The 12,881-nt window shown below is 68.4% G+C and carries 8 protein-coding genes; all 8 read left to right on the top strand.

Features of this window, described 5'->3' with window-relative positions; translation table 11 throughout:
• Positions 1-68 precede the first annotated feature (68 nt).
• Positions 69-1,844: a DUF2138 domain-containing protein gene (locus ACGLHR_RS47420; RefSeq protein ID WP_400102685.1), complete on the top strand. Its 1,776-nt coding sequence runs from the start codon at positions 69-71 to the stop codon at positions 1,842-1,844.
• A gap of 26 nt (positions 1,845-1,870) precedes the next feature.
• The gene (locus ACGLHR_RS47425) at positions 1,871-2,539 is read left to right on the top strand and encodes a DUF1175 domain-containing protein (protein ID WP_400102686.1); all 669 of its coding nucleotides are present in this window, start codon (positions 1,871-1,873) and stop codon (positions 2,537-2,539) included.
• Between the two features lie 17 nt (positions 2,540-2,556).
• The gene (locus ACGLHR_RS47430) at positions 2,557-7,332 is read left to right on the top strand and encodes an alpha-2-macroglobulin family protein (RefSeq protein ID WP_400102687.1); all 4,776 of its coding nucleotides are present in this window, start codon (positions 2,557-2,559) and stop codon (positions 7,330-7,332) included.
• Between the two features lie 7 nt (positions 7,333-7,339).
• On the top strand, positions 7,340-9,091 hold the full coding sequence (locus ACGLHR_RS47435; RefSeq protein ID WP_400102683.1) for a DUF2300 domain-containing protein: 1,752 nt from the start codon (positions 7,340-7,342) through the stop codon (positions 9,089-9,091).
• A 50-nt stretch (positions 9,092-9,141) separates the two neighbouring features.
• A complete protein-coding gene (locus tag ACGLHR_RS47440; protein WP_400102688.1) occupies positions 9,142-9,924 on the top strand; it encodes a YfaP family protein in 783 nt (260 codons plus the stop codon).
• 75 nt (positions 9,925-9,999) lie between these two features.
• A complete protein-coding gene (locus ACGLHR_RS47445) occupies positions 10,000-10,845 on the top strand; it encodes a YfaP family protein (protein WP_400102689.1) in 846 nt (281 codons plus the stop codon).
• An 83-nt stretch (positions 10,846-10,928) separates the two neighbouring features.
• Complete coding sequence (locus ACGLHR_RS47450; protein WP_400102684.1) at positions 10,929-12,107, top strand: glycosyltransferase; 1,179 nt, start codon at positions 10,929-10,931, stop codon at positions 12,105-12,107.
• A 67-nt stretch (positions 12,108-12,174) separates the two neighbouring features.
• Complete coding sequence (locus ACGLHR_RS47455) at positions 12,175-12,651, top strand: hypothetical protein (RefSeq protein WP_400102690.1); 477 nt, start codon at positions 12,175-12,177, stop codon at positions 12,649-12,651.
• Positions 12,652-12,881: the final 230 nt, after the last annotated feature.

Consider the following 12,881-nt stretch of genomic DNA (forward strand, 5'->3'; position numbering starts at 1 on the left):
AGGGGCGACGCTTCGCGTCGCGCGCTATCCCTCACCGGCCTGAAGGCCGATGTTTCCCGCGCGAACTGATGAAGATTTCGCGCAAGATTTCGCGCAAGAAAATCGCGCTTGGCACCGCCGTACTGGCGATTGCCGCTGGGGTTGCCGTCCAAGCGGTCTGGCACCCGTTCGGACGCGCCTGGAAGGGGCAGCCCCGCCAGCTTGAGCTCGATTTCAGTCGCCCCGATGCGCTGGTCGACAGCGAAAGCCTGTCCAGCCTGCCGCGCGATATGCTCCGCGTGCCGCTGCTGCGCGACGTGCTCACCGAAGATTTCGTCAATTACTACGAAGACAACGAAGGCCGCCTGTCGGCCTCTGGCGCTTTGCGCCGCATTGCCTTCGAGCACGACCTGGACTGGGCCGATGCGTTGTTCAAGCGCGTGTTCGACGAACCGGGCCGGCTCATGGCGTGGCGCGGCGCCGATGGCACCCTGCGCTACTGGGCGCTGTCGATGGAGCGCAATGGATTGGCCAAGGTGCTGCAGACACTTGGCACCATCGCCCCGGCCGATACCCAGTTGAGCCGCGCCGGCGAAGTCGACGGCACGCCGCTGTACGCGCTGCGGATCGGCCCGGCGCGCAGCCTGCTGCTCGCGGGCAAGGGCGATCGCCTCGTGATCCTGTCCGAAGCCGGCATGCTGCTGGACGCCGAGGGCAAGCCCATTGGCGCCCGCGCCAAGGCGGTGGCCGCCTGGTTGTCCGACGATGCCGGCGCGCGCGAGACCCCGCTGCAATCGTTCGCGCTCGACGCAGTCAAGGGCCCGCCCAAGGGCCACCGCGTGCTGGTGGGCGCGGATTACCTCTCGTTTGGCTACCAGGCATTCTTCCCGGGCATCGAAGCGCTGCGCTTCGATTTTGCCGGCGCCGACGATGCCGAGTGGCACAGCGCGGTGCTGGTCGATGGCGCGCGCCTGCCGGGCGAGTGGAACACGGCCGAGCTCTGGAAAGCGTTGCCGGCGGACCCCGCAGCGTGCGCCACGCTGCCGGTCGACTGGCAGGCCGCCGGCAAGATGCTGCAGAAGGTCAGCGGTGGCAAGGACGAGTTGGCAACGCAGGTGGGCCAGGCCTTCGAAGGCCCGGCCGCCGTGTGCTGGTACAGCAAGTCGGCGCTGGTGGCGCCGTTGTTCATGGCCCGCGTCAGGTCGGCCGATGCCGCTGGCGCGCTGCGTCCGGTGCTGGCGAGCCTGTTCGAGCAAGTGATCGGCGCCTATGAACCCAACGCCGGCGCGCAGAAGGGCGCAGAAAAGGGCGCCTATGCGCGCCTGCCGGTGCAGGACCGCCAGGGCGCGGGCGGCGCGGTGCTCTGGTCGCGCGCGGTCAGCTCGCCCTATGGCACGCGCGAGGGCAAGGCGGCGCCGTTCGCGGCCCAGCTTTCGGCGGGCGCGTATTTCCCCGTGACGCTGGCACTGGCCGGCAACACCGTGCTGTTCTCGCCTGACGGCGCGTTGGTGGATGACGCGCTGGCGGTGCAGGGCAAGCGCTTCCCCGCGGTGGCCGACACCATGCAGCGCGGCCAGCAGGCCCGTACCGTGCTCAGCTTCACCCCGTCAACGCTGGCGCCGCTGGTGCGCCGCGAAGCCACCAAGGCTCTGCCAGCGGACCAGGAGGCCCTGTTCCTGAACGCGGCGCGCGCGCATTTGTTCCCCAAGCTGAAGACCCTTGCGGCATACCCGGCGGTCTCGCTGGTCCTGCCGGACAACCTGCCTGCGGGGCGTGCGTGGGTGCCGGTGACCTGGCAGCAGGCCGGCACGCCGCGCGGCGTGCCGGCCGCGGCTCCGCCGGCGCAGCAAGAGGCCACGCAGTGATCGCTGTGAGCCGAGGCCGCCGCTCGATGCTGGCGGCGCTGGCGCTGGCCTTGCCCCTGGCCGGTGGCCGTCACGCCTGGGCCTTGTCCGGCCTGGCGTCGGACACGCCCGAGGCGGATGCGCTCGATGCCACCCAATCGGCGGCGTTTCGCGCCTGGTTCGTGCGCATCGTCGGCGAGCAGTTGCGCCAGGGCCCGACCCCACGCTGGTACCAGCGCGATTGCGCGGGCCTGGTGCGCTTTGCCGTGGGCGAAGCGCTCAAGGTGCATGACGCGCGCTGGCTGCGCGCCAACGGCATGCAAGGCGGCGCCTCGGCACGCCAGTTGCCGCCCGAGCTGAGCCTGAGCCCGAGCCAGCGCACGCTTGGCCAGCGCTGGACCCGCGCCGACGGCAGCACCGGGGCCTATGCCTCGGCCCTGGCCCTGGTGCAGGGCAATAGCCGCTTTGTCGCCAGGAACGTCAACCTGGCCCAGCCCGGCGACCTGCTTTTCTACGACCAGGGCGATGAACAGCACCTGATGATCTGGATGGGCCAATACCTGGCCTATCACACCGGCACCGTGACCCGTACCGATAACGGCCTGCGTGCTGTCACCCTTTCCCGCTTGATGCAATGGAACGATTCGCGCTGGCAGCCGCAGGATGGCAATCCCAATTTCATCGGCGTATTCCGTTTCGCCTTTTTGTCGAGGTAAAGACGATGCTTGTCGTCATGACGCGCGCAAGCGCGCTTCTGCGTTCCGCCCTGCGTTTCGCCCTGAGTTCCGCCCTGCGTTCGTCCATCTCCCGCACGCTGCTGGCGCTTGCCCTGCTGGCAGGCGCCCAGGTGGCTGGCGCCGCCGAGCGGCCTAGCGTCACGCTCGACACCGTGCCCTCAAGCGGCTATAGCGCCTTCCAGGGCCAGCCGTTCTTCCTGCTCTCGGACGCCAGCTATGGCAGCGACCAGACGGCGCAGGTGCGCCTGGAAGCCCCGGGCCGCGAATACAAGAGCGAGCTGCAGCGCTACGGCGGCGCCGACATCCTCGTGTACCGGGTCGCCGATCCGATCGCCTTCCTGAAGGCGCAGAAGAACCTGCACCGGCTCGACATCAAGGCGAACTACCGCGGCGAAGGGCTGGCCAATACCTTGTCCTACCTGTGGGATAGCTGGTACAAGCAGGCGCGCCGCGCATGGCAGCGCGTGCTGTCGTTCGCGACCCGCAGCAAGGCGGTGGAGGACGCGCCGCAGTTCAGCATGGGCGACCAGATTGCCCAGCCGACCCGCTTCGAGAACAATCCGCAATACGAGCCCCTCAAGGGCTATGACGTGGTCGAGCGCTTCCGCTACCCGATCTGGGATGCCAAGGAAATCGCGCCGCCCAAGGACGTCAAGCTGGAAGGCAGCAGCAGCGAATTCCTGCCGCGCGATGCCGGCAACGTGATGGTGCCGCTGGGCAAGCTCAAGCCGGGCCTGTACATCGTGGAAGGCATCATCGGCGCTTACCGTGCCCATACTTTGCTGTTTGTGTCCGATACCGTGGCCATTACCAAGAGCACCGGCAGCGGCATGCTGGTCTGGGCCGCGCAGCGCAAGAGCGGGCGCCCGGTTGCCGGCGCGAGCCTCGCCTGGACCGATGGCCTGGGCGTGCTGCAAAGTGCCACCACAGGCGCCGACGGTGCGGCGGACCTGGCCCACACCAGCCCGGAGCGCAGCTACCTGCTGGGCGTGGACCCGGCCGGCGGCGCGTTTATCTCGGAGAATTTCTACTACGACAGCGAGATCTACAACACCAAGTTGTACGCCTTCACGGACCGGCCGCTGTACCGCCCAGGCGACGAAGTCCGGGTCAAGTTCATCGGCCGCAATTTCCGCAACGCCACCGAGTCCGGCCCCGCGGCACCGGGGGATATCAAGCTGGAAGTGCTGGATCCCAACGGCGCGCCGCTGGCTACCCTTGGTACCGCGCTGGCCGCTGACAACGGCGCCGACGCGCGCTTCACGCTGCCCGCCAATGCCCTGGCCGGCGGCTATACGCTGCGCTTCGACTACGGCGGCAACACCTACGGCGGTGCCTTCCGCGTGGCCGAGTACATCAAGCCGCATTTCGACGTGAATCTCGCGCTGGACAAGGCCGACTACGCTACCGGCGAGGCGGTCAAGGGCAAGATCCAGTTGCGCTATCCCGACGGCAAGCCGGTCAAGGACGCCAAGCTGTCCGTCAGCCTGCGCGCGCAGCAGGTGACGATGGTGGAGGGCGAGCTGCAATATGCCGGCCTGTTCCCGGTCAAGCTGGAGCAGCAGGAACTGACCACTGACGGCAGCGGCAATGCCGCGCTGGTGCTGCCTGCCGCCAAGGACCCGAGCCGTTACGTGGTGACGGTGTTCGCCAACGACGGTGCGGCCTATCGGGTCAAGGTCACGCGCGAACTGCTGATCGCGCGCGGCGCTACGCCGTACAAGCTGACGGCGCCGGCCAACTTCACCAACCCGGGCCAGAGCGTGACCTTCCAATTGCGGGCGCTGGCCGCTGCCGGGCAGGCATCGGCGCAGGCCCCGGCCAAGTGGGAGCTGGTGCGGCTGGAATCGCGCACCCGCAGCGAAGGCACGCTTGGTGCCGCTGCAAATGGCGCCGTGTCGTTCCCGGTCAAGTTCGACCAGCCTGGCTCGTACACGCTGTCCGTCAAGGACGGCGCCGGCAACCTGTTGGCCGCCGCCAGCCACTGGGTGGCGGGCGAGGGCCTGCAGACCGTGCCTGGCAATATCGAGATCGTGTTCGACCGGGACCGCTACCGCATTGGCGACACGGCCGAAGCGCTGGTGACGTTCCCGCTCGCCGTGGAAGACGCCTTGCTGACACTGGAACGCGACCGGGTGGAGCGGCGCGGCCTGCTGTCCAAGGGCGGCGACTGGCTCTCGCTGGAGAAGGTCGCCGACAAGCAATGGCGTGCGCGCATCAAGGTGGGCAACGATTTCAGCCCCAATATGACGTTCTCCGTGCTGTACGTGAAGGATGGCGACTACGTGTTCCAGAACGCCGGCATCGCGGTGGTGCAGCCCACCATCGAGCTCGCGGTCAAGAGCGACAAAGCTGTCTACGCCCCCGGCGAGACCGTCACGCTGGACCTTGCCAGCGCCTTCAACGGCAAGGCCGTGCCGGCCAATCTCACCGTCAGCGTGGTCGATGAGATGGTCTACGTGCTGCAGCCGGAGATCGCCCCGAGCATCGTCGACTTCTTCTACCATCCGCGCCGCAACAGCGTGCGCACCACATCCAGCCTGAACTTCATCGGCTACGACCTCGCCGTGTCGGGCCAGCCCGGGGCCGGTGGCCCTGAGCGCGGCCGCTATAACGAACGTGGCGTGAAGGTGCTGGAGCGCCCGCGCAGGGATGAGAAAGACACTGCCGCGTGGGAGGCCAACCTGCGTACCGGCGCCGACGGCCGCGCGCGCATGAGCTTCACCATGCCCGACTCCCTGACCCGCTGGCGCATCACGGTACGCGCGATGTCGGGCGACGGCATGGTCGGGCAGCGCACCGCCAGCATCCGGTCCGACAAGGGCCTGTATCTCAAATGGACCGGGCCGCAGCGCTACCGCGCAGAGGACGTGCCGCGCATCGACATGGTGGCCTTCAACCAGGGCGAGCAGGATGTGGCCGCGGACCTCGTGGTGATCGGCGCTGGCCTGAACGTCAACCAGAGCGTGACGCTCAAGCGTGGCGCCAACTACGTGCGCCTGCCGGTTGCGCAGGGCGCCTTGCAGGGCGGCGTGGTCAATGCCGAGATCAAGCTGCAAGGCAAGACGCTGGACCGCCTGCAGAGCACGCTCACGGTCGAGCCCACGGGCTGGCTCTCGCAGCGCGAGCTGACACTGCCGCTGGCCGGCGCCAACGCGGCGTTCAAGCTGCCGGCGGATGCGCAGGACGTGCGCCTGCGCTTTGTCGATAGCGCCGCCAGCCAGTTCGCCCGCGTGGCGGACGACCTGCTGGCCTATCCCTATGGCTGCACCGAGCAGACCGCCAGCCGGCTGATTCCGCTGGCACTGGCGCAGCGCAGCCTGGCGGCCACCGGCGCGGACACGGGCGGCGGCACCCAGGGCATCGACGCGCTGCTGCGCACCCAGCGCCAGCGCCTGGCGCTGCTGGCCGGGGTCAATGGCCAGTTTGGGTGGTGGGGCGATACGGTTGGCAATAGCGCGCTGCTGACGGCGTATGCCTATTACGCCGACTGGCTGGCAACGCGCGCCGTGGGCATCAGCCTGCCGCCCGATCACTGGAAGCGCACGCTGGAAGCCTACAAGCAAGCCATGAAGGAGCCGCTGCTGCACCGTACGCTCGCTCTGTGGTTCATCAACGAGATGGGCCTGCCGGTGGCCACGCAGCTCGGTGGCGTGGCCGGCGAGCTGGCCCGTTCCGGTGCCGACGCGCCTGGCGCGGCGGTGGGCGAAAGCCTGGTGTTTGCCGCGCCGGATTCGCCGCGAGGCCGCCGCGTGGCGACCGTGCTGGCCGCGCAGCTCTACAAGCAGATCGGCCAGCCGATGCCGGAGGGCCTTGCCGGCGCCTCCGATGCTGCGCGCCAGACACTGGCGGGCGATCCGTCGCCGCTGGTGCAGAGCCTGCTGCTGATGGCGGGCAAGGGTGCCGCCACCTCCGACGTGCAGGCGCTGCTGTCGCGCGCCGGCGCCGCCTCGCCCACGACCGACCGGGCGGTGACGCTGGTGTGGCTCAACAAGGCCCTTGGCGGCGGGTTGGGCCGCGGCCTGGCCGGCGAGGGAGACCCCGCACTGCGCGTGCCGCAGGGCAACTGGAAGGCCGCGCGCAGCCCGCTCGGCCTGCCCGAATGGCGTTGGAGCGGGTCGCAGCTGCCCGAGACCCTGGCGCTCACCGTACCGCAGAACATCGACGCAGCGTCGCAGTCGTTCAACACCAATGCGGTGGTGTCGTACCGCAGCCGCGCCCAGGAAGCGGCGCGCCTGCCGATCGGCATCGAACGCAAGCTCTATCGCCTGGTGCCCACCAGCGATGGTGCAGCAAAGGAGGGCAAACCAGCCGAAGCCGCGGCCGCGGGTACGGCCGGCCTGACGTTCTCGGCCAAGCCGGTCAAAGCGGGCGACAAGTTCGACAGCAACACGCTCTACGTCGACGAGATCGTGCTGAGCCCGCGCCAGGGCACGTACCGCTACGGCCTGGTCGAAGCACCGTTGCCGCCCGGCGGCGAGGTCGAGGGCACGACCTGGGGCCTGCGGATCGAGGGCTTGCCCGATCCGGACAACAAGGTCACCGGCCTGCAGCCGTTCCAGCGCGCCGTGACGTACGAGATGGGCATGCTTTCGTATCACCAGCCGGTAGTCTCGCTGGAGCGCCCGGTGGTGCTTCGCCAGTTGGTGCGCTTCTCGCTGCCGGGCAAGTTCAACCTGCCCCCGGTGCGCTACTTCCGCATGTACCAGCCAGATGCAAAGGCCCAGCAAGGCGATGGCAAGACGGCGGGCTTCCCGCTGACGGTGGAGTGAGGCGGGCATGAACGGGGCAGTGCGCGTGGCGGCAGGCCGTGCCTGGTGGCGGCGGCTCGCGGTGCTGGCCGCCGTGGGCGCGGCGTGCGCTGCGCCCTTGCTGGCTGCCACGCCAGCGCCCGCCGAGCCCCTGCGTTTTGCCCGGCTAACGGACGCGAACGCCCAGTTGTTCAGCCTCGACGCCAACGCCACAGCCCCCGCTGCCACGCCATTGCCTGCCAGCTTGCAGACCCCGTTGGGCAGCGTGTGGAAGCTGTTCGTCTACAGCTACCTGGCCGGCCGCGACAAACCTTCCGACGACTACACCTGCCGCGGCGGCGACCCGGAGGAGGTCTACTGCTGTACCGCCGGCCAGAGCATCGACCGCGAGCGTGCGCTGATCCAATCCTGCGGACGCTATTTCGAGCCACGGCGGCTGGGCTTGTCCGCAGCCGACTGGCGCCGTTTCTGGAAGGAAGCGGGCGCGCCCGCGTGGCTGCAGGACATGCAGGCGATGCAGCCCGCGCGCACCGTGGCGGTTGCCGATCTGCTGGCCGGACTGCATGCCGTGCCCCCGGCCGCGCAACAGGCCGCTGCCGCGACCCTTGTCTCGGTGTTGACGGTGGGCCGCGGCGAAGGCACGCTGGCCAACTATGGCAGCCTGCTGCGGGCCAAGACCTGGACCATGCCCGACCCCGCGCGGCCGGGCGCATCCATCGGCGGCGCGGCCGGCTGGCTTGCCGATGGCAGTCCCATCTGGCTGGGCGGCCCCGGCGCCAGCGCCAATGTGCTGCGCCGCGCTGCCCCACGCCTGCAGCCCCTGCTGGTCGCCGTGCCGGTGCACGATGACGGCGCCTGCGTGCTGGTCGACATGTTCGAGCGCTATCCGCTGCGCGATCTGCAAGCTGCCGGTGTGACGATCGGCGCCGGCGCAAGGCGCCAGGCCGTGCCGGATGGCCCGCTCAACGGCACCTACCGCGCCGAGTTTGCCAATGGCAACAGCCTGCGCGTGGAAAGCCGTGGCGAACTGACGCTGCTGCGCATGCCCGGCGCCGCGCTGCGCGTAGTAGGCCGTTTTGGCCTCAATGACTACGTGGCGCGCGTGGTCGAGCGCGAGGGCGACACCGCCGAGCCCGAGGCCGCCCGCGCCCTGGCGGTGGCCGCGCGCAGCTACCTGATCCAGCAAGCCACGCGCGAGCAAGGCTGCTTTCATATTGCCGACAGCAGCCGCACCCAGCGCGTGCTGCCGCGCGCGCCCACCGCCACGGCGCGGCGTGCCGCCGACGTGACCGATGCGCTGGTGCTGTCCGGCGTTGCCGTGCGTTATCACCACGACGTGGGCGGCCAGGGGCGCATGGCCTGGCTGGAAGCCCGGCGCGCGGCCGGGCAGGGGCAGGCCTTCGATGCCATCCTGGCCCGCTGGTGGCCCCAGGCCACGCTCACTTCATTCCAGAGCCCCGTGGCCGGCGATTGCCTGGCGGTGGCCAATGCGCGGCAGTGGCTGGCGCAGCGCGCGCCGCAGTGGGAGCGCCGGCTGGCGGCGGAGCCGGGGTATGAAACGCCGCCGCTGCCCGCCGTTTGCGAAGTGCGCGAAGGCCGCCCTTATGCCGACGCGCGCCGCAACCGGCTCTATATCCACCGGCTGGCCAGCGAGGACGACCGCATTGCCCTGGTCCACGAATATCTCCATCTTGCATTCGCCCGCCACCCGCGCGGGCAGGACGAAGGCTTTGTCGAAGCCATGGCGCGCAAGCTGGTACGTACGCAAAACCCATCATGACACTCACTCGCAACCTATCCAGCAAGCTGTCCCGCAACTGGCGCCGCACCATGCTGGCCGTAGCCTGTGCCGCGGCGCCGCTGGTGGCCACGGCCGAGCCGGTTGCCGAGCTGGACGGCCCGGTGGGCGGCTGGCGTCACGGCGGCTTGTCCAGCGAGCTCGAGCGCTATACCGCCGCCTATCCCAAGCCGCCGGTGGACCGCGGCGCGCAGAAGTACCGCACGCTGATCGAGGGGCGCCTGCGCAAGGCCGGCAAGGAGGGCCGCAAGCCGCCCACGCTGGTGGTCAACGGCACCGCCATGCCGCTGTATGCCGACGAGCAGGGACGCTTCGCGCGGCCGTGGGCGTTCGGCCGCGGCTCCAACAGCGTGGAGATCGTGTCCGCCGACGGCGCCACGCGCCAGCGCCTGCAGTTCTACGAGGCCGATGCCACCAAGACGCAGGCCAAGCTGCGCGCGGTGCTGACCTGGGACGATCCCAAGGCCGAGGTCGACCTCCATGTGATTTCGCCGGACGGTGGCCATGCCTTCTTTGCCAGCCCCTTGCTGCCGGAAGGCGGCGGACTGGACGTGGACAGCGTGGACGGCGCGGGGCCGGAGATCTTCTCGAGCGCGGCGCCGCGTCCCGGCGTGTGGTTGTTCTATGTGAACTACTGGGGCAATTTCAACGCCGACGGCTACAACTTCGAGAAAGGCAAGAACGATCGCGACCTGATCACCGCAAAGCTCACGCTGATCTACAACGAGAACACGCTCAATGAAAAGCGTGAGACGCTCGTTGTGCCGCTGCGAAAGCTGGGCGAGCTGGCGCTGATGAAGTCGGTGCGTTTCTGATTCGACACATCGATCCGTCACTGACGCCTGGCCAGAAGAGAGCAGCCGCAAAGAATACAGGAAGAAACCGTGGATATGCAGCACTTGCCGAAATTAGCCTTGATCAGCCTGACCCTGCCGGCACTGCTGCTGGCCGGTGCCGCGCGTGCCGACGGTGCCATCGAGTTCACCACGCCGCGCAACGGCTGGCGCAACTCGGCCGGTGACGCTTCGGCCTATACACAGGAAGTGCACTACCCGGCGGTGGCGGTTTCCACGCGCGCCGGGCAGGCCGCCAGCGCCATGATTGCCGGACGCATCCGTGCGGCGCCCAAGCCCGAGGCGGATGCCGCAAGCGCGGCGTCGAGCCCCGCACCCGGCGGGCGCGGGCGGCGCGGCGGCGGCTCGGTGGCGACGCTGGTGGTCAACGGTGTGGCGATGCCGCAGCGGGTCGAGGAAGATGGCCGCTTCTCGCGGCCCTATGCCTTCTCGGGCGGCAGCAACAGCGTGGAGATCCGCAGCGCACAGGGGGCCAGCAAGCGCGTGCAGTTCTACGACGGCTACCAGGGCAAGACCCGTCCGCGCCTGCGCGTGGTGCTGTCCTGGGACAGCGATCAGACCGACCTGGACCTGCATGTGGTGGCGCCCGACGGCCAGCACACCTTTTATGCGAATCGCGTGGCCAGCAACGGCGGCGCGCTCGATGTCGACGTCACCACCGGCTATGGCTCGGAGATCTATTCGATTGCCGCGCCACCGCCAGGCACCTACCTGGTCTACGTGAACTACTACGGCAGCGGTGCTGGCCCCGAGGCCATCACCGTGGCGCAAGTGGCGCTGATCACCGACGAAAACACGCCCAACGAACGCCAGCAGGTGTTCCGCGTGCCGATGCGCAAGCCCGGCGAACTGACGCTGGTCAAGTCCTTCGTCATGAAGTGAGCGCCGCCCCGAATCTCCCCCAATATCCCCAGCATCCCGGAATCTCCGGGATCACCCCGGAAGCCCAAACTCCCCCAATCCCCATGCAGCAGCAAAAGATCCTGTTCCTCAGTGTTTCCGCCGGCGCCGGCCACATGCGCGCCGCCGAAGCACTGCGCCTTACCGCTGAAGCCGATTTTCCCGGCGTGCAGACGCTTCACCTCGACGTGATGGAATATGTCCCGGCCACGTTTCGCAAGCTTTACACCGATTTCTACATCAAGCTGGTAAACAGCTATCCGGCCCTCTGGGGCATGCTCTACCAGCACACTTCCGAGGCCGACCCGGCCGCGCCGATGCAAAAACTGCGGCGCGCCGCCGAGCGGCTGAGTACGCGCGCGCTGCGCCGTGCGATTGACGAGTTCGCCCCGGATGCCATCGTCTGCACGCACTTCCTGCCCGCCGAGATCCTGATGCATGAGGTGCGCCGGCAGCGGCTGGCGGTGCCGGTATGGGTGCAGGTGACGGACTTCGACCTGCACGGCATGTGGGTGATTCCCCATATGACGGGGTACTTTGCCGCCAGCGAGGAAATCGCATTCCGCATGCGGGCCAACCGGATCGAGGCTGGCCGCATCCATACCACCGGGATTCCGGTGGTGCCGGCGTTTTCCCACCCCCAGGACCGCCAGGCCTGCGCGCGGCATTTCGGGCTCGATCCGGCACGGCGCACCATCATGCTGATGGGCGGCGGGGAAGGGCTCGGCGGCCTTGACGAGGTGGCCGGCGCGCTGATGCGGCTGGACCACGATTTCCAGCTGATCGTGCTCGCCGGACGCAACGATGCGGCGCTCGCGCGGCTCAAGATTCTTGCCGCCGCGCATCCCGGACGGCTCTTTCCCTTCGGATTTACCAACGAGGTGGAGCGCCTGATGGCGTGCTCCGACCTCGTCATCACCAAGCCAGGCGGCCTGACCACGTCCGAATGCCTGGCGATGGGCGTGCCGATGGTGGTCAATGCGCCGATTCCCGGGCAGGAAGAGCGCAATGCCGATTACTTGCTCGAGCAAGGCGCCGCGCTCAAGGCGGTCGATCTGGTATCGCTCGAATACCGGGTGCGCCTCTTGCTGGCGGAGCCGGCGCGGCTCGACCAGATGCGTGCGCGGGCTAGAGCACTGGGGCAACCGGCGGCGGCGCGCCGGGTGCTGCAGACGGTGCTCGGGCAATTGGCTCAGCGCGGCCAGCCAGCCGGCCCCGGCGGGCTGGCGGCGGCGGAGCGTTGAGATGCGCGCGCTGAACCTGTCCTCTTCGCCTCGGCCCGCTGGCCTGTCCTATCCGTCGCGGCATCCAATGGTGCTGGTGCTTACCGTGGCGTGGACCCTGCTGCTGGCCTATTTCTTCGCCAACGTGGAGATCCAGATCGAGGGCGCCGCGGGCTGGGCGGCCAACCTGCCCACCTGGCGCATCGAGCATCACTGGCTGCTGGATATTTTCTGGGGCGGGCGCCCGATGACGGGCTATCACGCGTGGGTATTCCCTTGCGTGGCGCTGTTCTTCCATCTTCCGCTGGTATTCGGCGGGCGCTGGAACTGGCGCGCCGAGGCGCGCGTGATCGCCTGCATCATGCTGTTCTGGATCAGCGAGGATTTTCTCTGGTTCGTGCTGAACCCGGCATTCGGGCTGGCGCGCTTCGCGCCGAGTTTCGTGCCCTGGCACATCCACTGGTGGGCCGGCGCGCCAACCGACTATTGGGTTTCGCTGGGCGTGGCGGCGGTGCTGCTCTGGCTGTCATGCCGGGTACCGGCGGGAAATCGTTACAGTTTTTAGGTAACGCCTGCAAATATGCTGTTTTGTACATATGTTGCGATGCAATGTGTGATCAATGCAACGCTTGCCCCCGCTTTGCGGCGGTGCATCGCGGCCCGTTTTGGTGCCATGCTGTTCCCTAGGAGTAGAATCCGGGCCTTGTGTACTTTGTAGCTCAACATTAGACATGCGAATGGCTGCCTCACCGGCTGCGACGGTGGTCGTCAACGAGGCGATTTGGCAATGGAAAC

Origin of the sequence: Cupriavidus sp. CuC1 (assembly GCF_044627735.1) — a bacterium.
Lineage (GTDB): Bacteria > Pseudomonadota > Gammaproteobacteria > Burkholderiales > Burkholderiaceae > Cupriavidus > Cupriavidus ulmosensis.